A 25,963-nucleotide genomic window follows, 5' to 3' on the forward strand; every position below is an offset into this window, starting at 1 on the left:
CAAGGAGCTACCCATGAAGAAAACATACTTGTATTGGCTGCTGCTGCCAGGTCTGCTCTTTCTGGCGGTGTTCATGGTCATTCCGATTGTGTTGACGATCGGCTCGACCTTCGTACAGAACAGCTCATTCACCCTAGAAGGCTATCTCCATTTCTTCAAGGACCCTTATTTTCTGAAAATATTGCTGACTACGCTGGAAGTTAGTGTCGTTACGACACTCGTGTGCATATTGATGGGCTTCCCGACAGCTTATTATATTTCGCAAAAGGCCCCGCGTCGTAAAGGAATTTTGCTGGCGCTGGCTATCTTTCCCTTGTTGACGAGTCCAGTGGTGCGGTCATTCAGCTGGATGGTCATATTGGGTCGCAAAGGTCTGTTAAATAACGTACTCATCGGTTTGGGAATCGTGGACGAGCCATTGAATACTTTGTACACTCCGGCGGCGATGATTATTGGTCTTGTTCATTTGTTTTTACCGCTGATGATTATTTCACTAATCGGTGTACTTGAAAATATCGATGGTGATCTCGTTCATGCTGCTCAGAGCTTGGGAGCTTCAAGATTCAGCGCATTTCGTAAAATTGTATTTCCGCTGTCTGTGCCGGGTCTGATCATCGGAAGTATTCTTGTTTTCGTAGGCAGTCTGACTGCCTATACGACACCAGCACTGCTTGGTGGAAAGCAGCGGGTTATCGCTACATTTTTGTATCAGAATGCGATGACACTGAACGACTGGTTTTTAGCCTCTGTTATTGCAACCATTATGATTGTCATTACATTTATCGTGGTCGGTCTCTTAAATAAGGCGGCCCATAAACTCAATCCGAAGGGGTAGGTGGATATGCGGGAGAAACATTACGGACTAGGCTTCTTTAGCCTGCTGGTCTTCTTCTTTCTGCTCGGTCCGCTGTTGATCATATCGGTCACTTCTTTCGAGCCGGGCACGGTATTAAAATTTCCGCCGCAGGGCTTTTCCTTGCGCTGGTATGAGAACATTTTTGAGGTGGACTTGTTTATGTCCACATTCAAAACGTCGATTGTCGTCTCTTTGTTGGGTAACATCATGGCGCTACTGATCGGTATGCCTGCTGCTTATGCGCTTAGTCGCTTTTCGTTTCGCGGGAAGGATGCGCTAAATGCTCTATTCCTCTCCCCGTTGCTTATACCGGGTATTGTTCTTGGCTTTACACTGCTGCGTTATCTGATTATTGTGTATCATTTGCCGGTATACGCGGGACTTTTAATTGGACATACGGTGATTATGCTGCCGTTCATTATACGGGTCATTGCATCCAGCTTGTCTAACTTTGATTTTGCGATTGAGGAAGCAGCGCTCAGTTTGGGAGCTGGACGGCTGGAAACCTTTTTCAAGGTGGTTCTGCCCAACATCCGTTCAGGTATTATTGCGGCTATCCTGATTGCCTTTCTGGAATCATTCAACAATGTCGACATTTCCGTCTTCATGACAGGACCGGGCTTTAGCACCTTGCCTATTCAAATGCTGACCTACGTCGAAAATTATTTTGACCCGACGATTGCAGCAATTTCGGTTATGCTGATGATTTTGACCGGTATCCTTATGTTCTTGATCGAACGACTGATGGGATTGTCTTACTTCACTAAAAGGTAATGGAGGCTTCAACCTTATGGCACTGCTTACTCTGGATCGCGTTTCGGTCGCTTACGACAACCAACTGATCTTGCAGGATTTCGATTTGCAGCTCGAACGGGGGCAACTACTTTCGTTACTCGGACCGAGTGGTTGTGGCAAAACGACCACGCTGCGTCTCATTGCAGGATTTCTCGAAGCCAAACAAGGGACATTTTTGTTTGGCGATAAGGATTATACCCGGCTTCCGGTCAACAAACGGAATTTCGGTTTTGTATTCCAAAGTTATGCACTCTTCCCGCATCTATCTGTTTTTGATAATGTTGCCTTTGGTCTGCGTTTGCGCAAGGTTAAGGAAGATGATGTTAAACGCCGTGTGATGAATATGCTGGATACGGTCAGTCTGCGAGGCTTTGAAAAGCGTTTCCCCGGTGAATTATCAGGAGGACAACGTCAACGTGTCGCGATTGCCCGCGCACTCGTGATTGAACCTGATCTGCTGCTGTTTGACGAACCGCTGAGTAACTTGGACGCTAATCTGCGTGTGAATATGCGTGTGGAAATCCGACGTATTCAACAGGAATTAGGGATCACTACCGTGTATGTATCGCACGATCAGGAGGAATGTTTTTCAATTTCTGATCAGGTTGCGATTATGAATAAGGGGAATATTGAGCAATTGGATGCGCCATCGACCATTTTTAAATACCCAACGACTGAATTCGTTGCCCGTTTTATCGGGTTTAATAATTTCCTGACTTTTGACGAACGTACTGAAGAAAAGGATCATATTCGACTCCATACAGGTGATCTAGCATTCAGCGTAGCCCGTAATCAAGGGACAGTTCAGCCGGGTGCTCGTCAGGGCGCTATTCGCCCGGATGATTTGGTCATTCGTACGGAAGGCAACGAGACAGGGGAAAATGAGCTTCCCGGTATCATTAAGGTGAGTACGTACCTGGGACGTAGCTATCAATATGTGGTGGAAACGGCAAAGGGAAGCTTTACCGCCAATCAGGAAATGGATACGCCTTACCTCAGTGGTCAACGGGTTACTCTGCATTTTCCGGCAGATAAAATGGTGCTGGTCCAATAATCAGCGGGTTCAATGAAGGAGATACATCATGCGTGCAGACAAAATGATTTTACAAGTTAAGATGTATAACAGCTACTATAAAACGTTCGAGGTAGGCAATGTTGCTATACTTGACGGCAAGTTTATGTATATTGGTCAGCGTGGTCTGGAGTCTTTCGAGGTTGCTGAAATTGTGGAGGGGCATGGGAAATATATGATTCCCGGCTTAATCGACATTCATTTGCACATTGAAAGTACTATGGTGACACCATCCACTTTTTCTTATGGACTCATTCGCAACGGTGTGACGACGATTGTACCGGAACCACATGAAATGGCGAATGTTTTTGGGCTGGAAGGAATTCAGGAAATGATGGAAGCCAGCAAGGATTGCGTGGCAGATATGTTCTACGGTATTCCAAGCTCTGTCCCGGCAACGCCGCTCGAAACCTCAGGAGGCGAAATTGATATTCCTGAGATTGATGCGCTGCTGCAAACCGGCGAGATGATTTGCCTGGGTGAAATTATGAACTATGTGGATGTGATTCGTGACCCGGAAAGCAAAACGAATCGCATCCTGCGACATGTTCGTGAGCATTACCCGGAGCTGATTATTGAAGGTCATACTCCACAACTGCTGGACTTGGACCTGCATCAGTTAATCTATGCGGGAATTGGTTCAGACCATACGCACCAAAGCATTGAAGGTATGAAGGCACGGATGGCCGCCGGGATGTTTATTGAGATTCAGGAAAAATCCATGACTCCTGAGGTGATGGACTACCTGATTCAGGAAGATGTGGCACAGCATTTTTGCTTCGTAACGGATGATGTGATGCCAGACTCCTTCGTAGAGCGAGGACATCTGAACCATATTGTAAGTAAAGCGATCCGCATGGGGATGAAGCCTGAGGACGCCATTTATGCGGCTACCTATACTCCAGCGGCACGAATGCGTATGCATGATCGCGGAACGATTGCACCGGGAAAAATAGCTGATTTTGTATTGCTGTCCGATCTTGGCCAGTTTGATGTGGATCAAGTCTATAAGGACGGGAACAAGGTATTTGATAAATTCGAGGAATACCATCAGGAATTGATGCAACGCCACTTCCCTGCCCATTTTTATCAAAGTGTCAAGCTGGAGCCGCTCACGGAGCAGGATTTTACGGTAGAGATGGATGTAGCAGATGGTACACATCAATGCCGTATCATGATGGTCAAGGATGGATCGACCTTTACAAGCGAACGGATTGCACCTGCGCAAGTGGAGCAGGGTGAGTTGATATGGGAACATGGTGAGCACGGACTCATTGCTACGTTTGAGCGGTATGGCAAGAACGGCAACCGTGCCTACGGTTTGATCGGGGGAGATACGATCAAACGGGGGGCGGTGGCAACCACCTATTCGCACGATAACCATAACCTGCTGGTCGTAGGGCATAACAAGCAGGATATGGTATTGGCCGCCAATACGGTTCTTTCCAGCCAAGGCGGTTTTTGTGTAGTTGAAAATGGCAATGTACTGTCCCATTTGCCGTTAACCGTAGGTGGGATTTTAACAGAAGGACCGCTGGAAATGGTTGCGGCCCAAGTGAAGGAGCTGCGTTCAGCCATGCTGTCACTGGGCTATCGCCATTACAATCCAATCATGTCGCTGAGCACGCATTCTCTGCCGGTCAGTCCGGCCTTGAAAATTACCGATCACGGCCTGATTGATGTAAACGCGGGCAAGGTTGTACCTTTAATCGTGGAGCCTTCCGAAATGCAAGAATAATAGTAGAGCCGACCCCTTTGCGGGGCGGCTCTTTTTTTGTCGTGATTCAGGTAATGAGTTAGGCTATGAATTCAAAAGCCGGAGCAAGGAAAACCGTTTAGCCTGGCAATTACTCCATTTTGTCCTGCGTGGTAAGCCTCATGAGTATATACATGATGGAACAACCATTTCCAGGTAGATTCAAAAGGAGGAGTCCATCCATTTGCAAATGTAGGAACCTGTACAACCGTATTCAACTGGTCTGCTGTGAGCAGATCGGATCTGTCCAGTATTAATGATTCAGCAGACAAAATTAACATCTTCTATACTCTTATTGATGTAACCTATGTACAACAGGTTATACGGCTTGCGGGATAATGACTAAACTGACAACTTCACATAATCTTCATGATTAAAACCGAATAAGGTCTTGAAAAACATCGACACAGTGTTATAATTAAAACAGGATTTAGATTAAGTCTAAATTAATTGCTAAATAATTATTGGATTCACGCATGGGATTTAAAAGAAAATCAGACACTACTGTAACGAGCATCCAAGCTTTACACCAACCATATTAAGAATGATAACGGAGAGGGGATTTTAACATGAGTACATTAAATCATACGAACGCACAACCTACACAAGAGGCTATTCAAGAATTGCATAAGGCTTTGAATCGTCAGGTAGCTACCTGGTCTGTGTTGTACACGAAGCTGCATTATTTCCACTGGTACGTAAAAGGTCCTGAGTTCTTCACGCTGCATGCCAAATTTGAGGAGCTTTATAATGAAGCGACAGCTAATCTGGATACGATTGCTGAACGTCTTCTGGCCATTGGTGGCCGTCCGGCTGCTACCTTGAAGGAGCATTTGCAACTGTCGGCCATTCAGGAATCAGCAGGTGAGCAAACAGCTGAGGATATGGTGAAGTCCGTTGTCGCTGATTTCAAAACCATTACTGTTGAACTGGCTAACGGCATGGAAGCAGCGGATGCAGCACATGATAAAGCGACAGAAGATCTTCTTAATGGTTTGAGAGAAGCGATGGATAAACATATCTGGATGCTCAGTGCTTATTTGGGATAAGGGTTTGGGAGAGATTTCCACGGATATGGAGATCAGGTGAACAAGACATACATCCCGTTGGTTCCAGTCTGCCACTGGAGTATAATGACGAGAAGGCGTGGTAGACCACGAGGCTCATAAGTAATAGAGCTACCGGGATGGGGTGTGTGTTATGGAAGTGAAACAACAGCTTTTGCATGAAGCAGAGCAGTTTATATATACATGTTATGAGGAGCTGGGCCGAAGCCGCGATGAAGCGGCAGCCCGGCTTCTTCATGTTCGTTACGACATAGAGACTACTGGAACGTATGATCATACGTACGAAGAGCTGGAGCACGGAGCACTCATGGCTTGGCGCAATAGCAATCGTTGTATCGGTCGCTTATTTTGGGACAAGCTTTTAGTGAGGGATGCTCGTTACGCGTCAGATGCAGATGAAGTCGTAAACGAGCTACTGGAGCATATACGCATAGGGACCAATGACGGTAAAATTAAGCCGACGCTGACTGTATTTCGCGCCTCCAAGCCAGGATTGCCGAATATTCGCATCTGGAATCATCAGCTTATTCGTTATGCAGGCTATGAAACAGATGAAGGGGTGATCGGGGACCCGATCTCGGTGGATTTTACCAAAGCTTGTAGAGATATGGGATGGCAGGGAGCCATGACTGCTTTTGATATTTTGCCGCTGATTGTGGAAGCGGGTGGACTGCCTCCCAAGCTATTTGAGATTCCTAAGCATCTGGTGCTGGAGGTACCCATCGAGCATCCGGAGCTTCCAAGCTTGGCTTCATTGGGATTACGTTGGTATGCGGTACCTATGATTGCCGACATGACATTGGAGATTGGCGGTATCGTCTATACGGCGGCTCCCTTTAACGGCTGGTATATGGGAACAGAAATCGGTGCCCGCAATTTTGCGGATACCTTCCGTTATAACATGCTGCCACAGGTGGCTGAGCTGATGGGACTGGATACTACCAGCGAAACAACGCTATGGCGCGATCGGGCGCTGGTGGAATTGAATATTGCCGTGCTGCATTCTTTTAAAAAAGCAGGAGTCAGCATTGTCGACCATCATACCGCAGCGGCCCAATTCCGGCTGTTTGAGGAAAGGGAGGCCAAGGCTGGGCGCGCGCTGACAGGCAATTGGACATGGCTGATCCCGCCGTTATCCCCGGCAACAACGCATATTTTTCACAGTTCCTACGATAATCGGCTTGTGAAGCCAAATTTTGGGGTTCAAGAGAAGCCGTATTTGCCAAGACAAGCTGATATAGATTCAGTACCACAGCAGAAATCACAAGGCTGCCCTTTCCATTCTGGATAACAGAGTAAATTCAATGGAATGGACTAGGACTCCGGTTCATCCCATACAACGATAAACAGAGTAGCTAGCGGCCCAATTAACAGTGAGAGCAGGAACCAATTAAGCCTACTCCGATTTTTGGACTGTGCTAAACCGGCATTAATGAGGGCGAGTGTTCCCCAGCCCACGTAATAATCTTCTGGCATGGTATTCTCCTTTGTAAAAAGGTATAATATCGTACTGTCATTGATATAAATACATCCATTATTTCATAAGTATGTAGTGAATTCAGCTTTTATATATACTGGTTTGAGGAGCGAAGCAAAGTTGGAGAAAAATCAGGCAGAGCGCATAGTCGCTGAGCTCTTGGAACGAGCTGCTATAGGTGTGACGGTCAAGCTGGAGAAGCGTTTTCCAGGCGGACGGCTGATCGGCGGCAAGTATGCTCTGAATGCTCATGCCATTACGATGTATACGGACGTTATTGAAACCCAATGTTTGCAGATGTTCGGCAGCGTTGAACGAGTCGAGGAGTATTTTACGGTTGTGCTTGCCCATGAGATAGGACACGCTGCTGATGCTGAGCTCATGAATCTCTCCGATGCGCTGGAGCAAGAGAGTGAGATAGGGACCCGGCAACAGCTTGCGCTGCAAATTGAAGAAAATGCATGGAACTATGCGCTCAGACTGGTGCCTGAAATAGAAGCAACGTTTATATCTGCCGTTATAGACGAGTCCTTGCTGGCCTATCGGGTCCCGGTTATAGAGCAATTTGACATTGCATAGGAATGATCACCCCTAGAGCCGACAGGCTCTTTTTTTGTGTCGTAAGATCAAGCAGGGGGCGATTAGAGAGATTCAAGACAACAGCTTTTTAAGCTGTGACACACGTCCCTGAGACAGTTCGAGCATTTCAGCTAATTCTTTTTGAGATACATTAGGATGCTCCTGCATGAGCTGTTTTAATTTATTCAGAAGTTCATTCTGATTTCTGTAACTCCTTCTTTTCTTGGGCGGGGCAGGACGGACTTCATTCGAATGACTGGAAGGGTTGCCGCTCTTCAGGGATTCAATACAGCTTTTACATATCAGATGGTCTCTAAAATAGCTCAAGTGATCTACGGCGCTACAAAAATAACAAGAAACCCCCGTATATTTGCGAATCATCAAGCCTTCTGGAGTAATAAAAAAATCGAGTGCATCACCAATATTAATATTCATGGAATTGCGTAGCTCCTTGGGCAGCACAATACGGCCCAAATGATCTAAAGGTCGTGTCATTCCAGTGTTTTTCATCATTTTTTCCCCTTTCATGAAATGCGCTTATGGTTGCGAAAGTTGTATGTTATGTATGCTGGAAGTACAAAGCGCTTATATTACGTTCTGTTTTGGTAAGCTATGCTAAAAAGCTCCGGCATGCAGTTACGCCTACCGGAGCATGATACAGCCAATGAATCTAAGATGTTGTGTCAAATTATTGTGGGTTGGTTGTCCAAATACCGGCTACTTTTAATTGAACCCGCGGAGGCAGCTTCAATGCGGCCAAAGTTAAATCGGCCAAATCCTGTGGCTGAAGCATGCGATCCTCGTCGCCAATAGGCAAGCCTGCGTTTGCCGCCAGTTCTGTATTAACGGTGCTTGGGGTTAGCGCTGTAACGCGAATGTTGGATTTGCGAACTTCCTGCATCAGTGCTTCCGTGAAGCCCATCAAAGCAAACTTGGATGCGCAATATGCCGAGCCTGTCGCAAAGCCCCGTTCTCCTGCTGTAGAGGAAATGTTGATGATATTTCCGCCCTGTTGTGCCAGCATGCTTGGGAGAGCCGCGTGTGTAACATAATAGGTCCCCAACAAATTGACACGAATAATACGTTCCCACTCTTCAGGGGCCATATCTGCGACTGTACCGAAGGTAGCAATTCCTGCGTTGTTGATCAAAATATCGACAGCGCCCAGCTCGTTCTCCAGCGATGCTACAGCGGCAGCAGCCTGTGTGCGATCCGATATATCTGCAACCGCGCTCACCACCTTCACGCCGTATGTACTTCCTAGCGAATCCTGCAATTTTTGCAGGTCAGTCAATGTGCGTGAAATTAACCCCAGATTAACGCCTTCCTTGGCCAAGGTTTCGGCAATTGCTTTGCCAATTCCTTTGCTGGCCCCTGTAATAATAGCTGTTTTATTTTTAAGCTCCATCCAGTCTCCTCCTTATAAATAACGGTTTGTACATATGAGCACATGGTTACATTATACAATTTTAAGTTCCTCGAACCAAATTTCGCCTCCACTGAGGACAGAAGGTAACGTACTCCGGGGAGCAGCAATAGGCCGATACCAGTCAGCGTGATAGAGAAATAGAATGTGGTCGGGTAAAAGATGCTGTTCAGCACATAATCGGTGATGGCAGAAGGGGAGCTGCAACGAGGCTAACCGATACTGAGGCCAACGAAGCTCATATCACCCACAGAGTGGCTAGAATCGGGATGGAGATTAACAAATTGAGAAACAGTAGCGGGATTGCCTAGCTCGTTGGCAATCTCGGTCTCGTTTATAAGAAACTGTTTTCTATTCATCGGGATTCCCTTCCTCCAGTAGGCTTGCTACATGATGGACAAAATCATTCCATTCCCGTGTAAGCATTATCGTATAATGGTTGCCTGTATCGGTCAGCCGATAATATTTGCGGGGGGGGGGGGGGCCTCAGCCGATTCCTGTAAATAGGTTGTGCAATATCCTTCTGATACCAGACGGCGAAGCAGCGGATATAAAGCCCCTTCGGCTACTTCGATATGACGGGAAACGGCCTGAGCCAATTCGTAGCCATATCGGTCCCTGCGACCAATTAGAACCAGAACGCACAGTTCTAGCACCCCTTTTTTGAATTGGATGTTCACATTCACGAGCGGTGCTCCCTTCCTTGATGTTATCAATGCTTCATAGATGTCGTTTGGAGTAAGGGGAAGAATGTGTGTCCGTGCTTAATTTATCACAGGTACTAATCATAGAATAGTAGTCAGGTATAATTTAACATCATGTACTGATTAATGCAAGGTGTTAAAATTTTATAAATAAATTTTTCGGGCAAAAGGTGATTTTGCTTCTCCAAAGGCTGCATACTTTAGCGAATGTTGTAGAAGAAAGTAATTCTATTTGGAAATATATCGAATGCTGGCGAATGGTGCAAATAGAACCCGACTTTAATTTCATTCATTAAAATGATAGATTGTAAAGTATTCAACCGAGTTAAAGATCACTTTTTATGAAAGGATGAGCAAAGGATGGATTGGAAACGGTGGTACTCGGAATTGGAGCAGGATGATGAGGCTTGGGAAGTATCGGAGGAAGTCGTGCTGCGTGGTGTGGCACAGCTCTTTTTTTGCGGCCAGAATTCGCAAGTAGAAGTAGAGTTTATTGTGAAAGCCGATTCCGAAGAACAGGCACAGGCTATACAAGAGCCTACGGAGAAGCAGAAAAGGACATGGGAGCAATATATGTCATATGCGTCGACTATCCATTCCCAAATTCTGAAATCTATCCACCATCATTATACGTCCATAGTGGAAAAATACCGGAATGTCTACAGCTCATGGGGAGAGGATCCGGATGAGTACGCGCCTTATGTAGAGCGGGCAGAACAATTGCTGGAGCGATTACAGCCTGTGTCCATACTGATTTCCGACGCATCGGAGGAGGATGAACTATATTTGAATTTTAGTTGCTCTTGGGATAGAGAACATGGCTTAGGCGTACATATCAAGCAGATGAAAGTGGAGCATATTCAAGGCGCATATACATTATATGATCTTGAATAGCCCCTTCCGGCTTTAAGCAGAAAGGACCGGAAAGGGGATAGAATATTGTGAAAATAATGGCGTTGATGCGACACGATAAAGAAATCAGTTGGATACAGCCAACGCATCTCGGGCGGCTTGAGCGGCCTGCACCATTTGCCGCAATGCGGCGATAGATTCCTCCTTGGTGCGGGTTTTCAGGCCACAGTCCGGATTCACCCAGAATAAATCTGATGGCAACACGCGTAGGGCACGTTGGATCATACTCAGCATTTCGGTCACATCGGGAATGCGCGGGCTATGGATGTCGTACACACCAAGACCGATGCCTTTGTCGTACACCTGATCCTCAAAGCTGACAATCAGTTCTCCGTGGCTTCGCGAGGTTTCAATAGATATAACGTCGGCATCCATATCGGAGATGGACTGGATCATATGCTGAAATTCGGCATAGCACATGTGCGTATGGATTTGGGTCGCAGGTTTGACGGTGGCTGTGGTCACCAGAAAGGCTTGAACCGCCCAATCCAGATAGGCTTGCTGCTGCTCTTTTTTCAGCGGGAGTCCTTCGCGAATTGCGGGCTCATCGACCTGAATCATGCCTATGCCCGCTTGCTCCAATGCCTCTACCTCTGCCCGTAATGCGAGCGCCAACTGCAAAGCGACTTGGCTGCGCGGAATATCATTACGTTCGAAGGACCAGTTTAGAATGGTCACAGGGCCTGTAAGCATTCCTTTGACAGGTCTGGAAGTCAAAGATTGGGCGAAGGCTGTTTCTTCCACCGTCATAGGTTGATCGAACGAAACGTCCCCGTATATAATCGGCGGTTTGACGCAGCGGGAGCCATAGGACTGCACCCACCCGTTTTGCGTAAAAGCAAAGCCTTTTAGCTTCTCGCCAAAAAACTCAACCATGTCTGTTCGTTCAAATTCTCCATGTACAAGCACGTCAATACCAATGTCCTCTTGAATATCAATCCATTCCTTAATTTGCTGCTGTATGAATGTCCGGTACTGCTCGGTAGACCATTCTCCTTTGCGATATTGCAGACGAGCTTTGCGGACCTCGGCGGTTTGCGGAAAGCTGCCGATGGTCGTTGTAGGCAGTGGAGGCAGCTTCAGCTTCTCCTGCTGAATCACGTGACGCTGGGCGAAAGGCACGCTGCGTGACTGAGGCTCTCTGGTCAGCAGCGCGGCCATATCAGCAGCCGTCTGTACGCGTGCTGACGAGCTGTTGAAGCGGGCTACTGCTTCTGTGCTTTGTTCAAGCTGCGCAAGTGCGGATGGATTGCGCTCACCCAGTGCAGCTGTCAGGCCGGCGAGCTCCTCCAGCTTTTCATCGGCAAAGGCTAGGGCGTGCATCAGCTCTGTATCCAGCGTTTGCTCTGCTTCCAGACTAACTGGTACATGCAGCAGGCTGCATGATGGCTGTACGATAAGCTGTGGGGCGCTTGTCTGTTCCGCCAGCTGATTGAGCAGCGCAGCCACGGCTTTTAGATCACTGCGCCATATGTTACGTCCGTCAATGACCCCAGCGCCCAGTGTTTTCCCTGTAGGAAAGCCATACTGCAATACATGCTGAAGATTTTCGCCATGATCATGCACAAAATCAAGACCCAACCCCTGTACCGGAAGGGTGGACAGGCGCTTATAATGCTCCAGGCTGCCAAAGTAGGTTTGCAGCATGATATTTAAGCCGGGTGCCGCTTGAGTCAAAGTTTCATAGGCTTCCTGAATAATGTCCAAATCCTCTGCCGGGAATGAGGTGGTCAGGACAGGCTCATCGATTTGGACCCACTGAACACCTTCTGCTGCTAGCTCAGACAGGACACGGGTATACAGCGGCAGGAAGCTTCGTACAATGGCGGCGAGCTCTTTACGGTCATAGCCCTTGGACAGGGCAATGAATGAATAGGGACCGATGAGGACCGGTTTGCCTTCAATGCCCAGTTCCTGCTTGGCTTCACGATAAGCTTGTAAGGGTTTGTTTTCGGTGAACACCGGGGCTACATTTGCCAATTCAGGCACGATGTAATGGTAATTGGTATTCAGCCATTTGGTCATTTCACTGGCGGTAGCCCCTTTTTGCCCACGAGCTATCCCGAAATAAACGGATAGAGGAACCGGGCCTGCGGGGTGATAGTTGAAGCGTTCCGGTACCAGACCGAACATGACGGATGTATCGAGCATGTGATCGTAATAGGAGAAGTCTCCGACAGGAATGAGGTCAATTCCCTTGTCCTGCTGCTTGCGCAGATGCTCCAGGCGCAATCTTTTCATCTCGACATGCAGTTCGCTTTCGTCAATGGTGCCGTTCCAGAAGCGTTCCAGCGCTTTCTTCCATTCCCGGTTTCCGCCGATACGCGGATAACCCAGATTACTGCTAATCAAACCGGACAATGCAGACCGTTCGTTAATAGACATGTACTTTTCCTCCTAGCTGGTAGCCAGTTTATTTTTACGTACCAAAAAAGGCATTCCATCCCCAAGGCTTAAAGATGAGTAGGGGAAAGAATGCCTCCGACATAAAAAATAAAAATACGGCGACTGCTCTTAACACCTCCCTATCTCCCGTAGGTACTTGCGATGTTGTTGAAATAGGCAGGTCTCCTGACTCACGGATCATGACTTTCAGCGATCCTTCCCGGTCTATGTGTGGACCAGTGGATGTATGAATAGCTGAAAGCTCCCCGTATACAGTGGCGGGACCGTGCCGGATTTGCACCGGCTTCCCTTTTAAGTCTGAACTGAATAGAACAGACACCTATCTCCAAGCTATGAAATTAAGGTATGACGAATATTTATGCACTCGTATACTTGTTCATCATCATAAGTGAAACGGACGGGATACGCAATAGAAAAAAGACAAGCCTTCCCTGTAGGGGGGGACTTGTCTAGGGGATAACGATTTGGCAGAGAATAAGATTGGCTCAAGCTAATGAAACGGCATGACCTGCCTGAATGCTGGCCTTTACATCCACCAGACGCTGATTGCGACTGCCTCGGAAGCGGAGGGTCAGGTCCTTTTGTTGTTCTACAAAAGGTCCGTCCACAATCACGTCGCATAGCAGTGCCAATTCCCGTCGTGCCTGATCCGCAAGCAAATCCTCATAGACAAAACCCGTATAGGCCCACACGGTTCGGTCGGGACAGGCTGTGCGAAAGTCACGTATAAATTGCGAGCATTCTGCCGCCGAGAAGAACGGGTCCCCTCCGCAGAGGGTCAGCCCGTCCAACAACGGATTATCCATGATGTCACGGATGATTTCCTGTTGTCGTTCCGGTGTGAATGGCTCACCTGCGCGGAAGCTCCACGATGCCGGATTGAAGCAGCCAGGGCAGGCATGGCGGCAACCACTAATGAACACGACCGAGCGCAGGCCGTCCCCTTCGTTCAGAGACTCCGGAATATAGCCGCACAAATTCACTTATGCTTCACCCGATCGCGAACTTCGGCTTGCTTGGCAGCATTGAAGCGAACGGTATAATCCCCTGTCAGATATCCGGTTACCCGACGTAAGCGCTGAAAGTGGGTGTGCTCCTCGTCTGTGCCGCATTGAGGACAGCTTGTCCCTATAATCCCTTCATAGCCGCAGTCTGTGCAGCGGTCCACCGGATGGTTGATGGAGAAGTAGCCAATATTTTGACCGAGTGCATACTGTACAATTTTAAGAAACGCATCCGGGTTATTCCGCGCATTGCCGTCCAGCTCAATGTACGAAATCGCACCGGCGTTGCACAGGTTATGGAACGGAGCCTCCAAACTGATTTTACGGGCAGCCGGGAGCGTGTAATACACAGGAATGTGAAAAGAATTCGTGTAGTATTCTCGATCATTTACCTCGGGAATGATTCCGAAATCACGTTGGTCCAGCAGTGTGAACTTGCCGGACAGACCTTCGGCAGGTGTAGCGAACAACGTAATGTTCAGATTGTGATATTCGCTCATCCGGTCACAATACATGCGCATGGAAGTGATGATTCGCTGCGCTTCACGATATACAGCGTCATCCTCTCCGTGGTGCTTGCCATAGAGTGCCTTCATGCATTCGGCCAATCCGATAAACCCGACCGACAGCGTACCGTGCTTTAGTACGCTTCCTACTTTTTCATCCGCCGCCAGTTTTTCTCCGCCTTCCCATACCCCTTCGCGCATCATAAAGTCTGACGCTTTGGCCGGTTGGCTCGTTTGGATGTGATAGCGATGTATTAGTCCATCTACAGCAATGCGCATAACCTCTTCCAGTCTGGCATCAAAGCCATCCCGGTCAGGCACCATGCGCTTGCCTGTACAAATGCCATATTCAATGCCGAGGCGCACCAGATTAATGGTATTAAATGAGAGATTGCCCTTGCCGCTCTGTCGGTTTCTGCCGAAACGGTCAGAAATGGTGCGGGTACGGCAGCCCATCGTCGCAATGATGGTATCCGGGTCATCTGCACGGTAATAGGGCAGGTTGAAGGTAGCATCCACATTCACAAAATTGGGATACATCCGCTTGCTGGAGCATTCTACCGCCTTCAAGAACAAATCGTAGTTGATATCGCCCTCTGCCTGGTTAATCCCTTTTTTGCACTGGAAAATATGTTGTGGAAAAATAGGAGTTTCTCCGCTGCCCAGTCCGCGAATAGTGGCTTCCAGCAGCGATTGCGAGATAAGCCGCCCTTCAGCGGAAGTGCACATTCCGTAATTCAGTGAAGTAAACGGAATTTGCCCGCCCGCCCGACTGCTCATGGTGTTCAGGTTATGAATGAGCGATTCAGCGGCCTGCCGGGTCTCTGTTTCCGTTTCTTCGCGTGCAAATGCGTATGAACGAGGACAGATTTCTTGCAATTGGCTATTGGCTATATGTAATTCATCCTCAGACAGTGCAGGCTTAATCTCTTCCTCAAACAGCCGAAGTCCCTTACGCAGATGCTTGCGGAAGGAGCGGGCGACGTATGGGGCAAGGTCCCAATCTATTTTATTGGCGGAGACACCGCCGAATTGGCTGTTTTGCTGAGACTGGAATATGATGGCGACCAGTGCCATAGCGGACATAATCGTTTGCGGTGTGCGCACAGACCCGTTGCCTGTATTAAAGCCGTCTTGCAGCAAACGACCAAACGGAATAAAGATACAATTTGTTGTTCCGAGCGCATATTGGTCCAAATCGTGAACATATACATAACCGTGATCAATAGCGTCCGTCAGTTCAGGCGGAAGCACGCGCAGGCGTGCATACCATTTGGCATATTCGGAGCCGAGCTTGCTCATTTTGCCGCTGAATGATTCTCCGTTCAAGTTTGCATTCTCGCGCAGCATGTCCAGATCTTGTGCTCCTATGACCCGCTCCCCGATGTCGTATAATTGCTGTTCCTCCAACACTTTCATCGTAAAACCCTCCATATAGTAAAATATATATTATTTTCACAAAAACAACATATTGATGATATTGTGTTCTAACCAATTGTTTCAGTCTATATATTGTATATACGGATGGTATATGAGTATGTGACTATTGTCACATTCGGGGTGGGGCGGAAAGCACAAAAAAGTCAGGCATAGAGTAAGGAACACATCTGGAGATACGTTCTTTACTCTATGCCTGACCATGGAATACGTGATGAAAATAAATATAGAATTGCGGTCTAGCGTAAATATTTATTTTTGGGATATCATTTTTTTGAAGGTTTAGAGTAGCTTCTTTAACTGAGACACCCGGCCTTGGGAAATATCGAGCATTTCGGCGTAAACCTTTTGTGGCAGGTTTGGATGTTCCAGAATCAGCTTGCGGAGCTTTTTTACCATTTCACCCTGCTGCACTCTGGATTGCTTAGGCTGCCAGGTTGTATTGGTTCTGATCGGTTTGACATGTTCTTGAGCCTGGATGGCATCGGTGCTGGTGGCATGTACATTTTCCTCTGTCTTTAATACCCGGATGCAGTCTGCGCAAATAAAGCTGTCTCGGAAATAAGTTAAATGATCAACTGTGCCGCAAAATTTGCAGGAGACCCCGGTATATTTTCTTAACACAAATCCTTCTTCATTTACGAAAAACTCAAGCGAATCACCAATATTGATATCCATCGTGGTGCGCATTTCCTTAGGGAGTACAATTCGCCCCAATTGATCCAGAGGCCTTGTCATTCCAGTATTTTTCATCCTTGCTTCCTCCTTTCGTGATATATCCTGATTATACCAAAAGATATTATTTTCAGCTTTGAATATTGCAGGAAAAAAAAACTTTTTTTGCTATGGCCTCTTCTCCATCTAATAAAGGAGAATTTCGGTATTGTTGCCGGACGTATCCTTTTTCGCTATGATATACTAAAACGCTTTCATAACGACCTTTTATAACATTTTATTTGGAACAAGGAGATGACGGATATGAGTCATGAAACAACGGATATCGAATACTTATTTCAAGATCCGAGGATTCAGCTGGACGATCGTGTACGGGATCTGGTGTCCCGACTAACCTTGGAGGAAAAGATTGAATCCATGCTGCAATATCAGCCTGCCATTGACCGTTTGGGGGTCGCGGCTTACAAGCACGGTACGGAAGCGGCACACGGGATAGCCTGGCTGGGAGAGGCGACTTCGTTTCCTCAGCCCGTGGGATTGGCGTGTACATGGGATACGGAATTAATGCGGCAAATCGGCTCTGTGATCGCAGATGAGGCGCGTGTCTATTACCGTCGTGATCCGAAATTAAACGGCCTGACCCTGTGGGCACCTACGGTGGATATGGAGCGTGACCCAAGATGGGGACGTAATGAGGAAGCCTATGGTGAAGACCCGTATTTGACAGGAGAGTTGGCGAAGGAACTGGTTAAGGGAATACAGGGTGATCATCCGGTATATTTGAAAGCGGTTGCGACGTTAAAGCATTTTCTGGGCAACAATAATGAAGTAGATCGGGGGAGCGGCTCTTCCAGCATCGATCCGCGGAACCTGCGAGAATATTATCTGAAAGCCTTCGAGAAGCCTTTTACGGAGGGCGGAGCCCAGTCCATGATGACCTCTTATAACCTCATTAATGGAACGCCTGCTACGTTGTATCATGGGGTGAACGATATTGTCAGGGGCGAATGGGGGATGAACGGCTTTGTCGTTAGTGATGCAGGTGATGTCACGGGGATTGCCAACGACCATCAGTATTATGATTCCCATACGCCAGGTGTGGCCGAATCCATTCGAGCGGGAATTGACAGCATAACGGATGATGCGGAGCTTTCCAAGCAGGCAATCCGTGAGGCATTGGGGCAAGGGACACTGGAGGAAGCAGACCTGGATCGGGCATTGTTCCATACGTTCCGTGTCCGTTTCCGTTTGGGAGAATTTGATCCGGCGGCAGACAATCCCTATGCCTTGATCGGTGAAGAGCTTCTAATGACGGAACAAGCCCGTGAATTGTCGCTGCGTGCGGCAAGGGAGCAGATCGTACTGCTCAAAAATGAGCGCTCGCTCTTGCCACTGGACCCTGCGAAGTGCGGCAAGGTAGCCGTGATCGGTACGCTCGGCAATGAGGTGTACCGCGATTGGTATTCCGGTACATTGCCTTATCGGGTTACGCCTCTGGAAGCGATTCGCGCCAAGCTGGAAGGTGAGAACGTGAAGGAACGCGTCGTATACCGCGATGCCAAGGATCGCGTGATCTTCACGGCGGCGGCCGACGGGGCGAAGCTTACAGTCGATCCTTCCGGCGATATACGGCTGTCCCATGATAATGAGCCAACGGTATTGACCGTGACGGATTGGGGCTATGGAAGTGTGACGTTGACCGATGAGCATCTGGGTACTTACGTGACGAGCGATGAAGAAACGCTTCGTGTGACGGCTGAAGAAGCGTATGGCTGGTATGTTAAAGAAGTCTTCGGACTGACTCCTGTTGAAAAAGGAGATCATCTGTGGACGACATGGAACGGTAAGCCTGTGATTGCTGGGGCGGAGGGCTCATTAAAGGTAATGGAGGCCACAACAGCCTCAGGACAGGGCCATACGACGTTCCAGGTAGAAACGGTGTTGGATGGTTTAGCGGAAGCGATAGCCGCTGCGCAAGCGGCAGATACAGCGATTGTATTCGTCGGCAATCACCCGCTCATTAACGGAAAGGAAGAGAATGACCGCCCAGGCTTGGAATTGGCAGCTTCCCAGCAGCGGATCATCGAGGAAGTGTACCGTGTCAATCCGAATACGATTGTGGTTTTGACAGGCAGCTACCCGTATGCCATTCCCTGGGTTCAGGAGCATATCCCGGCGATTATATACACGTCCCATGCGGGTCAAGAGCATGGCACGTCAGTAGCCGATGTACTATTCGTGATTACGCGCCCGCGGGTCGTTTGAACATGACATGGTATCAGAGCGAGGATCAGTTAGGCGATATCATAGATTATGATATTATTCGCGGCGGTCGTACCTATCAATATTTTGAAGGTGAGCCCTTGTATGCGTTCGGTCACGGGCTGACGTACTCGCCATTTGAATATAGCGAGCTGCGCACAGATGCCCAATCGCCTGGCCCAAGCGACATGGCTGGTGTAGAAGATGGCGAGAGTAAAGTAAACGCTATTGCTGCACTGGACGCAACGGATGCTCTTAACGTATGGGTGGATGTGACTAATCGGGGCGTAACTGCCGGCGAGGAGGTTGTGCAGCTATATGTACGTCCCGGAGCTTCGCGAGTAAAGAGACCGTTGAAGACCTTATGCGGGTTTCAACGCATCTGCTTAGAGCCGGGTGAGACGAGAACGGTTTCTTTTACGATTCGAGTAAGGGATTGGGCGATTTGGGATGTTACACGGGATCGTTATTGCGTTGAAGCTGGCGAGTACATTTTGCTGGCAGGCGCTTCTTCAGCGGATATCCGGCTGGAGCATCTTGTGAACGTTCGAGGCGAAGTCATTCCGCCCTGGCAAGCCGGACGAAGCATTCGCGCTGAGAACTTTGATGATTGTTCCAACATCCTGCTGGATGAAAGCAAGGAGCAAAAAGAGGCCTGTGTACGTCTGTATTCACCTCAGCGTTCTGGCTGGATTGCCTTTCATGGCGTAGAATTAGATACGACGGGAGCGGTCGAACTTCAATGCCGCGTGTCTGGCAATAGCAGTGACGCAGCAATTGAGCTTCGCTTGGATACGCCGGACAGCGCAGCTGTAGCACGTATGAACGTTGGCAATACGGGAGGAGCGCAAGCATGGATTACGCTCTCCGAGGCACTGGGTCCAGTCTCAGGCTCACGTGATGTGTATCTGCGGTTGAGTGGCGAAGTGCGGCTAAGTCATTTTTACCTTGAGTGCTTGTGCTACAGGAGATTCTAGACTGTAGGCTTGAACTTACTTCTGACTTCACGTACAATGCATTCAACGAAGTTTCTACAGCTTAGGGGTGTCATTTCATTTGAATAGTGAAAAAAGACTACGCACCGCAACGCCCAGATGGCTTGGGGTGGCGGTAAAGGCGCTTGTCTATTTGGAAAAGTATGGGGAACTCTGTGCCAGCGGATCTATTGCTCGTTCCATTGACTGCGAGGTCACTTTAGTGCGCAGGGTGTTAACGCGACTTGTACAGGCAGAATTAATAGCAGCACGTGAAGGCCGTGAGGGAGGCTATGTGCTTACCCGTTCGGCGGACCAGATTACACTTGCCGATATATACCACGCCATTGAAATAGGTGATCCGATTTTCCCGGGTATGATGCATGAACAAGAGACTAACCCTTTTTGTGAGGAGCTTGCAACCGCCGTATCCGAAATTTTAGCCGAGAGTGAACGGCGTATGCTTGAAGTATGGGAGTCTCATACACTAGCTTCGCTCGCCAAGCGTACAACACTCGTAGTGGGTAGTTGCAGTCATAATGAAGGCAAGGATACCAAGGCACCTTCCAAAAGGGAATAGCACATTTATTCAAGATGATAATAGCCGATACAGCTCTCTCTAGAAGAGGATTGTATCGGCTATTTCTGTAAAATACATATGTCCCAAATTATATTTCATACGAGCAAACTCGGTTACGTCCTGCATTTTTAGCTTCGTATAATGCTTTATCTGCCTGCTCCAGCAGAACTGCTCCGGATATATCTCCCCCTGTACCGGGATAAGTCGTTACGCCGATGGACACGGTGACTTTGAGAATAAGCCCGTCCGCTAAAATAAACTCGTACTGATTTACGCCGCTAAGGATCTGATTAGCTATGCGCAGTGCTTGCCGAAAAGCGCAATTCGGCAAAAGCACGGTGAATTCTTCCCCCCCACTGCGGGTGACTATATCATTAGAGCGGCATTTGTCTATCAAAATCTGCCCAAGCTGGCGCAGCACGGCATCCCCAGCGGCATGACCATAGGTATCGTTCACTTCCTTGAAGTGATCAATATCCAACACCAGAACAGATAAGTGCTCGTGAAGTTGACGAGCCTGGGGAAGGTGCTCTTCCAGTGAAAATTCAAGCTGCCTTCTGTTGCTTAAATTGGTGAGGTGGTCTGTATAGGAGCTATGCTCCAGACGAAGTAACAGCTCATTGGAGGTATTGATGGACTCAGCTACGAGATACAGAAGAAACCCGCCTGCCATAGAAATAAGGAAATGGAGCGGATATACATGCAGAACATCATCGATATTATTTAAATTAATCGTGAAAGAACAGAAAATAATACCCAAAGCGAAAATGTTCATGACAATCAGCTTCATTAAACGTGACCAGGACAGATGTGACAATAAAGCACAACCCAGACCCACAAGCATCATAAAAAAGGCCCCCACAATGGCTTGAGTGGTGATACCAAACAGCAATAATCTACCTAAACATACTAAAAGGGTAGCCATGAGTGCTGCCGGACCGCCAATGTAAGTCGCAGTAGCTACGATGGCCAGATGACGAAGATCGGCAATCGTATTAGATTCCAGGGGGATCGAATAGTACATCAAGACAATGCCATAACACCCAAAAAGAGTGCCTCCGATCCAATGTACCTTACGCTTCAAGGTGTGTATACGGATTTTATATCTTTGCGATATAAGACCGGTTATGTACAAAAAGGTGACAAGGATACAGGTATTTACAAAAAACGTACTGAACAAGATGCTAACCCTCCCGAGAGGCATATTCCTTCATTTTATCAAAAAAAACTGATATAAGGCTTGAAAATGAAGAATTTATTTGAAATTTATTACGTGGGTGTGACTTATAGCGTTTCGCCCTTAGGTTTAGTGTATAACTGGGAATAGATTGAGCATACTCCAAACATACAAGAATTAGGAAAAAGAAGTGGTGTCCGTGGACTGCCACTCTGGAGATGAGGTTTGCTCATGATTCGCTATCCCTATCGCAAACATAATAAAAAGTCGGTTGCGGACAAGAATAATGGCAATTCCCCGCGTTTTTTAAGGATTGAAGCCCATTTGGAAACCAACTTGCAGCAAATTAAGGAGTTGACGTCAAACAGCCCAGATTTTCTGATTCGTCGCTTTAGTCTGGGATTGAAAGCGGACGTTCCTGCCGCAATTGTATTTTTGGACAGTATGGCCAAGACGGATACAGTGAATGAACTCGTCATGAAATCATTGCTTAGCCGCCCATCCGCCGAGGTGGCTGCTGAGACAGAAAGTGCGGAAGGGCTCTACAATCGGATACAGGGCCATGCACTTGAACTTGGTGAAGTGAAGGAATGTGAAGATTGGAATTCCATGATGGAACAGCTCTTGATGGGAGATACGATTATTTTACTGGAGGGCTGTAAAAAGGCCATTGCGTGCGGCACACGTGGAGGAGAGGTGCGGGCGGTCAACGAGCCTTCCACACAGTCTGCCGTCCAGGGACCGAAGGACGGATTTGTGGAATCCCTGTTCACGAATATCTCTCTTGTACGCCGACGTATTAAAAGCTCCGATCTTACGATGGAAATATTCAAAGTGGGAAGCACGTCCCTCACGAATGTGGCCATACTGTATATGAAGAATATTGCAGATGCAAGTGTCGTAGATGAAGTTCGTCAACGGGTAAAATCCATCAATATTGACGCAATATTCGAAGCCGGCATGGTGGAAGAGATGATACAGGACAACAATCTTACACCATTTCCAACGATCTATAACTCAGAAAGACCGGATACGATCAGCAGCAACATCATGGAGGGACGGGTGGCACTCATTGTGGATGGAAATCCATTCGTACTGGTGATGCCTACCGTATTTTCCCAATTTTTTCAGAGTTCTTCGGATTATTCGGAGCGTTATGATATGGCGACTGTCGTCCGACTCATCCGGTATATCAGCTTTATTATTCTGATTTTGGGACCTTCACTCTACATTGCCTTAACGACGTATCATTATGAAATGATACCGACCCCACTACTCATCAGCATACTGGCACAGCGGGAATCCGTTCCTTTTCCGGCTTTTCTGGAGGCGTTTATTTTGGAGATCACCTTTGAAATCCTGCGTGAAGCAGGTATTCGAATGCCGCGTGTGGGTGGACAGACCGTATCTGTCATCGGTGCGCTTGTATTGGGACAAGCGGCTGTGGAGGCAGGAATCGTCACCCCGCTGCTCACGATAGTAGTAGCACTTACAGGGATTGCCAGCTACGCGATTCCGGCTTATAACATGGCGGTGGCCGGGAGACTGTTCAGGTTTGTTTTTATGATATTGGCGGCGATTATGGGCCTGTATGGCATTACATTGGGGTTGATTGCGCTGATCGCCCATATGAACAGCCTGCGTTCTTTTGGGGTGCCCTACATGGCCCCTTTCAGTCCCTTCGTGCTGGAGAGTCAAAAGGATGCCGTATTGCGGCTCCCATTTTGGATGATGCGGAAACGTCCTAAAAGTATCGCATCTACGAATCAGAAACGAATGAAGGATGGAAGCGGAATTTCCCCTTCCAATAAAACTTCACCGATGCAGGAGGGGGGCGTTCAGGGTGCATCAGGGGAAGGGGAATGAACGGAGAACAATAACCCTCAAGTGGAGAGTGTGGATTCTGAGTTTGACGGGGCTGTTATTGATGCCTCTTCTATCTGGCTGTTGGGATTCCGTGGAGCTGAACCAGAGAGCAGTAGTAGCGGCTATAGGTATTGATGAGGATGGGGAGTCGGGCTATGTGGTTTCCCTGCAGGTAATCGTGGCAGATGAAATAGCCGGAGCTAAAGCGAGAGGAGCCACCCCTGTCGTCTTGTTCCAGGAAAAGGGCAAGAATCTGTTTCAAGCGATCCGTAGAGCTTCACAAAGGGTTTCGCGGATCATTTCTCTGGCGCATACCAGACTGGTCGTTATTGGAGAAAAGCTGGCACGGGCTGGAATCGGCGATACGATGGATTTTCTGGAAAGATCTACAGAAATCCGGCTGCCGGTGAAAATGATGGTGGCACGCGGTAATACTGGGAAGGATGTGCTGGCAATCATGACCGCGATCGGCCGTATTCCCGCCAATGATATTTCAGGAAAGCTGGAAACATCGGAGCGTTTGTATGCCGGGGATTACACGGTGACTATCGACGATGTCATTCGCAGCATGTCCAATAAGGGTGGCGGTCCTGTGCTGACGGGCGTAGAGGTCGATGGGAATTTGGAGCAGGCCCCAAGCAAGAACAATGTGGACAATATTTTACCGAAAGCAATTGTTCATATTAACGGAATGGGGGTGTTCCAAAAGGACCGGCTTGTCCGCTGGTTGAACGATGAACAGGCCATTGGACTGTCTATGATCAACAACAAGGTAAAAAGTGCCCAAACAACATTGAACTGCGGTAAGAATGGGGAAACTATTGGCATCGAAACCTTGTTCTCTGCAACCAATATACACACTCAGATGGAGCAAGGGGAGCCTGTTTTTGTGATTAACTTAAAACAGACCGGGGCGGTACAGGAAGCCGAGTGCCCGATTAACTTGCAAAGTCAGGAGGCGATGAAAAGATTGCAGGAGCAATGGACAGAGGAGACGAAAAAAGTGATCACTTCAACAGTCAGGGAGGTTCAGCGTACCCGCAGCGATGTAATAGGCTTCGGCCTTGCGCTGGAGAGGAGTCATCCTAAAAAATGGAAAAAACTCTCTTCCGAATGGAGCCGTTATTTTGCGGAAAGCACCGTCCGTATTCAAGTGACTTCTGTGCTGAAACACACGCAGTCGCGGACTAACCCGTATTCCAAGGGAGAATCAGAATAGTGAAAATAGAACAAGGAGGGAAGGCCATGAAAAAAGAGATACGGATAGGTACAAAAGAGATGATCTCTCTTATGGTGCTGTTTGAGATGGGCACATCCATGATGTCTATTCCCGGAAGGAATGCGGGTAAGGATGCATGGATCGCCATCCTCATTTCCACGGTTTTTGGGGCAATGCTTTTTGTATGCTATGGCAGCCTTCACCGACGCTTTCCCGACTTGCTCATGACGCAGTACTGCAGAACCCTTTTGGGCAAGAAAGCAGGGAGTGCGCTTGCTTTTTTATATATCGTGTTTTTTCTTTACGGCGGAGCACGGGATCTTCGGGACACGGGGATCCTAATTGCCGACCGGACACTTCAGCATACGCCGTTGACAGTCATCTGTGCCTTGATGATTGGACTTGTGATGTATGTGATGCATCTGGGAATCGAGGTTGCAGGCCGGACGGCCATCATCATGTTGATTTTGCTGCTGCTGCTGGGACTGGCTACGAATATATTGATTTTGTTGGCAGGCATTGTGGATGTGGGCAATATATTGCCCATAGCCGAGCATGGCTGGCAGCCGATATGGCAAGTTGTTTATTCGCAAGCCGTGATGCTCCCGTACGGCGAGATGGTTACGTTTGCTATGATCCTCCCCACATTAAAAAAGGGCTACCGTGCCAATGGGGTAGGGGTGACCGCTGTATTGTTGGGGGGGCTGCTCCTGTCTGTTGTTACATTGTCCAATGTGCTTGCACTGGGAGAGAACGTGTTCAAACGGGCGAATTACCCACTGCTCTCGATGATCAGTAAGGTAGAAATATCCGATTTTATCGACAGGATCGATGTAATTGGAGTCATGACCGTTATTATTTTTGATTTTTTCAAAATCTTCATCTTCTATTATGCGGCGGTTAAGGCTGCGGAGGATGTATTAAGAATATCTTACCGTAAATTGCTCCTGCCATTTGGGCTGATCATGCTCGTTTCTTGCGTATTGATGGCTCTGAGCTATCAACACCATCTTGTAATAGGCGAGTTTGTGCTGAAATGGCTGTTTCCGATATTTGCCGTGTTTTTTCCTTTCTTGCTGCTTATCGTGTCATGGCTGAAAAAGACCCGGAATAAAAAAAGAGAGGAGAATGCGTCGTGAGTCAACGTTTTGCCAACAAAACATACATCAGTTATACCTACACGGCAGAAATATTTCCCGGCCAAACATTGAGC

Annotated in this window: 21 protein-coding genes, 2 pseudogenes and 1 riboswitch; of the genes and pseudogenes, 13 read left to right on the top strand and 10 right to left on the bottom strand. The window is 47.9% G+C overall.

All coding sequences use genetic code 11. The annotated features are described in order from the left end of the window. The first annotated feature begins 13 nt into the window (after positions 1-13). From LCF57_RS21390 to LCF57_RS21405, 4 genes are read left to right on the top strand one after another with little or no spacing between them, the layout of a single operon-like run. Positions 14-835: an ABC transporter permease gene (locus LCF57_RS21390; protein WP_226002497.1), complete on the top strand. Its 822-nt coding sequence runs from the start codon at positions 14-16 to the stop codon at positions 833-835. A gap of 6 nt (positions 836-841) precedes the next feature. Next, entirely contained in the window at positions 842-1,630 is a 789-nt protein-coding gene (locus LCF57_RS21395) for an ABC transporter permease (protein WP_226002498.1), read from the top strand. A gap of 16 nt (positions 1,631-1,646) precedes the next feature. Next, positions 1,647-2,705, top strand: coding sequence for an ABC transporter ATP-binding protein (locus LCF57_RS21400; protein WP_226002499.1), 1,059 nt, complete (start codon positions 1,647-1,649; stop codon positions 2,703-2,705). A 28-nt stretch (positions 2,706-2,733) separates the two neighbouring features. After that, positions 2,734-4,461, top strand: coding sequence for an adenine deaminase C-terminal domain-containing protein (locus LCF57_RS21405; RefSeq protein WP_226002500.1), 1,728 nt, complete (start codon positions 2,734-2,736; stop codon positions 4,459-4,461). A 71-nt stretch (positions 4,462-4,532) separates the two neighbouring features. On the opposite strand, the gene LCF57_RS21410 is transcribed toward LCF57_RS21405, so the two are convergent. Further along, a complete protein-coding gene (locus LCF57_RS21410; RefSeq protein ID WP_226002501.1) occupies positions 4,533-4,760 on the bottom strand; it encodes a hypothetical protein in 228 nt (75 codons plus the stop codon). Positions 4,761-5,048: 288 nt separating this feature from the next. Here LCF57_RS21410 and LCF57_RS21415 point away from each other — a divergent pair, with 288 nt between their 5' ends. Together LCF57_RS21415 and LCF57_RS21420 are read left to right on the top strand one after the other, a co-directional pair. Beyond that, entirely contained in the window at positions 5,049-5,528 is a 480-nt protein-coding gene (locus LCF57_RS21415) for a Dps family protein (protein WP_226002502.1), read from the top strand. A gap of 151 nt (positions 5,529-5,679) precedes the next feature. Continuing rightward, positions 5,680-6,837: a nitric oxide synthase oxygenase gene (locus LCF57_RS21420; RefSeq protein ID WP_226002503.1), complete on the top strand. Its 1,158-nt coding sequence runs from the start codon at positions 5,680-5,682 to the stop codon at positions 6,835-6,837. A gap of 23 nt (positions 6,838-6,860) precedes the next feature. On the opposite strand, the gene LCF57_RS21425 is transcribed toward LCF57_RS21420, so the two are convergent. Further along, the gene (locus tag LCF57_RS21425) at positions 6,861-7,022 is read right to left on the bottom strand and encodes a hypothetical protein (protein ID WP_226002504.1); all 162 of its coding nucleotides are present in this window, start codon (positions 7,020-7,022) and stop codon (positions 6,861-6,863) included. A 121-nt stretch (positions 7,023-7,143) separates the two neighbouring features. Here LCF57_RS21425 and LCF57_RS21430 point away from each other — a divergent pair, with 121 nt between their 5' ends. Next, entirely contained in the window at positions 7,144-7,602 is a 459-nt protein-coding gene (locus LCF57_RS21430) for a hypothetical protein (RefSeq protein WP_226002505.1), read from the top strand. A 72-nt stretch (positions 7,603-7,674) separates the two neighbouring features. Here LCF57_RS21430 and LCF57_RS21435 read toward each other — a convergent pair whose 3' ends face one another. The 3 genes and pseudogenes from LCF57_RS21435 to LCF57_RS21445 all read right to left on the bottom strand — a co-directional run bounded on the left by LCF57_RS21435 (position 7,675) and on the right by LCF57_RS21445 (position 9,714). After that, positions 7,675-8,112 (bottom strand): AbrB/MazE/SpoVT family DNA-binding domain-containing protein, encoded by a 438-nt coding sequence (locus LCF57_RS21435; RefSeq protein WP_226002506.1) that lies wholly within the window; start codon positions 8,110-8,112, stop codon positions 7,675-7,677. A 178-nt stretch (positions 8,113-8,290) separates the two neighbouring features. Then, complete coding sequence (locus LCF57_RS21440; RefSeq protein ID WP_226002507.1) at positions 8,291-9,010, bottom strand: 3-ketoacyl-ACP reductase; 720 nt, start codon at positions 9,008-9,010, stop codon at positions 8,291-8,293. A 369-nt stretch (positions 9,011-9,379) separates the two neighbouring features. Next, positions 9,380-9,714, bottom strand: a pseudogene (locus tag LCF57_RS21445) (PadR family transcriptional regulator). Between the two features lie 378 nt (positions 9,715-10,092). Here LCF57_RS21445 and LCF57_RS21450 point away from each other — a divergent pair. Then, positions 10,093-10,626: a DUF6985 domain-containing protein gene (locus LCF57_RS21450; protein ID WP_226002508.1), complete on the top strand. Its 534-nt coding sequence runs from the start codon at positions 10,093-10,095 to the stop codon at positions 10,624-10,626. A gap of 84 nt (positions 10,627-10,710) precedes the next feature. Here the strand turns inward: LCF57_RS21450 and metE are convergent, their stop codons facing one another. The 4 genes from metE to LCF57_RS21470 all read right to left on the bottom strand — a co-directional run bounded on the left by metE (position 10,711) and on the right by LCF57_RS21470 (position 16,750). After that, entirely contained in the window at positions 10,711-13,029 is a 2,319-nt protein-coding gene (gene metE, locus LCF57_RS21455) for a 5-methyltetrahydropteroyltriglutamate--homocysteine S-methyltransferase (RefSeq protein ID WP_226002509.1), read from the bottom strand. 158 nt (positions 13,030-13,187) lie between these two features. Then, a riboswitch (cobalamin riboswitch) is annotated at positions 13,188-13,388 on the bottom strand. 147 nt (positions 13,389-13,535) lie between these two features. Further along, positions 13,536-14,033, bottom strand: coding sequence for an anaerobic ribonucleoside-triphosphate reductase activating protein (gene nrdG, locus LCF57_RS21460; RefSeq protein WP_226002510.1), 498 nt, complete (start codon positions 14,031-14,033; stop codon positions 13,536-13,538). Then, positions 14,030-15,979, bottom strand: a complete 1,950-nt coding sequence (locus tag LCF57_RS21465; protein ID WP_226002511.1) for an anaerobic ribonucleoside triphosphate reductase — start codon at positions 15,977-15,979, stop codon at positions 14,030-14,032. Before LCF57_RS21465 ends, nrdG begins: the two co-directional genes overlap by 4 nt. A gap of 300 nt (positions 15,980-16,279) precedes the next feature. Continuing rightward, entirely contained in the window at positions 16,280-16,750 is a 471-nt protein-coding gene (locus LCF57_RS21470; RefSeq protein ID WP_226002512.1) for an AbrB/MazE/SpoVT family DNA-binding domain-containing protein, read from the bottom strand. A gap of 225 nt (positions 16,751-16,975) precedes the next feature. On the opposite strand from LCF57_RS21470, the pseudogene LCF57_RS21475 reads away from it, so the two are divergent. After that, positions 16,976-19,911 (top strand): annotated as a pseudogene (locus LCF57_RS21475) (glycoside hydrolase family 3 C-terminal domain-containing protein). A 79-nt stretch (positions 19,912-19,990) separates the two neighbouring features. Further along, entirely contained in the window at positions 19,991-20,488 is a 498-nt protein-coding gene (locus LCF57_RS21480; protein WP_226002513.1) for an RrF2 family transcriptional regulator, read from the top strand. 88 nt (positions 20,489-20,576) lie between these two features. Here LCF57_RS21480 and LCF57_RS21485 read toward each other — a convergent pair whose 3' ends face one another. Beyond that, positions 20,577-21,668 carry a diguanylate cyclase gene (locus tag LCF57_RS21485; protein WP_318840743.1) on the bottom strand — a complete coding sequence of 364 codons (1,092 nt, stop codon included), beginning with the start codon at positions 21,666-21,668 and terminating at the stop codon, positions 20,577-20,579. A gap of 228 nt (positions 21,669-21,896) precedes the next feature. Here LCF57_RS21485 and LCF57_RS21490 point away from each other — a divergent pair, with 228 nt between their 5' ends. The 3 genes from LCF57_RS21490 to LCF57_RS21500 are packed head-to-tail and all read left to right on the top strand — an operon-like array spanning position 21,897 to position 25,889. After that, positions 21,897-23,531, top strand: coding sequence for a spore germination protein (locus LCF57_RS21490; protein WP_226002515.1), 1,635 nt, complete (start codon positions 21,897-21,899; stop codon positions 23,529-23,531). After that, on the top strand, positions 23,509-24,750 hold the full coding sequence (locus LCF57_RS21495; protein WP_226002516.1) for a Ger(x)C family spore germination protein: 1,242 nt from the start codon (positions 23,509-23,511) through the stop codon (positions 24,748-24,750). Before LCF57_RS21490 ends, LCF57_RS21495 begins: the two co-directional genes overlap by 23 nt. 26 nt (positions 24,751-24,776) lie before the next feature. After that, complete coding sequence (locus LCF57_RS21500; RefSeq protein WP_226002517.1) at positions 24,777-25,889, top strand: GerAB/ArcD/ProY family transporter; 1,113 nt, start codon at positions 24,777-24,779, stop codon at positions 25,887-25,889. Positions 25,890-25,963: the final 74 nt, after the last annotated feature.

Source organism: Paenibacillus sp. BJ-4, assembly GCF_020404765.1.
In the GTDB taxonomy this organism is placed as follows: Bacteria; Bacillota; Bacilli; order Paenibacillales; family Paenibacillaceae; genus Paenibacillus.

Coding starts and splice junctions, on each gene's coding strand:
- metE (WP_226002509.1), bottom strand. CDS start 13,029: ATGTCTATTAACGAACGGTCTGCATTGTCCGGTTTGATTAGCAGTAAT.
- LCF57_RS21450 (WP_226002508.1), top strand. CDS start 10,093: ATGGATTGGAAACGGTGGTACTCGGAATTGGAGCAGGATGATGAGGCT.
- LCF57_RS21435 (WP_226002506.1), bottom strand. CDS start 8,112: ATGAAAAACACTGGAATGACACGACCTTTAGATCATTTGGGCCGTATT.
- LCF57_RS21465 (WP_226002511.1), bottom strand. CDS start 15,979: ATGAAAGTGTTGGAGGAACAGCAATTATACGACATCGGGGAGCGGGTC.
- LCF57_RS21405 (WP_226002500.1), top strand. CDS start 2,734: ATGCGTGCAGACAAAATGATTTTACAAGTTAAGATGTATAACAGCTAC.
- LCF57_RS21420 (WP_226002503.1), top strand. CDS start 5,680: ATGGAAGTGAAACAACAGCTTTTGCATGAAGCAGAGCAGTTTATATAT.
- LCF57_RS21390 (WP_226002497.1), top strand. CDS start 14: ATGAAGAAAACATACTTGTATTGGCTGCTGCTGCCAGGTCTGCTCTTT.
- LCF57_RS21440 (WP_226002507.1), bottom strand. CDS start 9,010: ATGGAGCTTAAAAATAAAACAGCTATTATTACAGGGGCCAGCAAAGGA.
- LCF57_RS21395 (WP_226002498.1), top strand. CDS start 842: ATGCGGGAGAAACATTACGGACTAGGCTTCTTTAGCCTGCTGGTCTTC.
- LCF57_RS21490 (WP_226002515.1), top strand. CDS start 21,897: ATGATTCGCTATCCCTATCGCAAACATAATAAAAAGTCGGTTGCGGAC.
- LCF57_RS21470 (WP_226002512.1), bottom strand. CDS start 16,750: ATGAAAAATACTGGAATGACAAGGCCTCTGGATCAATTGGGGCGAATT.
- LCF57_RS21410 (WP_226002501.1), bottom strand. CDS start 4,760: ATGTTAATTTTGTCTGCTGAATCATTAATACTGGACAGATCCGATCTG.
- LCF57_RS21425 (WP_226002504.1), bottom strand. CDS start 7,022: ATGCCAGAAGATTATTACGTGGGCTGGGGAACACTCGCCCTCATTAAT.
- LCF57_RS21400 (WP_226002499.1), top strand. CDS start 1,647: ATGGCACTGCTTACTCTGGATCGCGTTTCGGTCGCTTACGACAACCAA.
- LCF57_RS21500 (WP_226002517.1), top strand. CDS start 24,777: ATGAAAAAAGAGATACGGATAGGTACAAAAGAGATGATCTCTCTTATG.
- LCF57_RS21415 (WP_226002502.1), top strand. CDS start 5,049: ATGAGTACATTAAATCATACGAACGCACAACCTACACAAGAGGCTATT.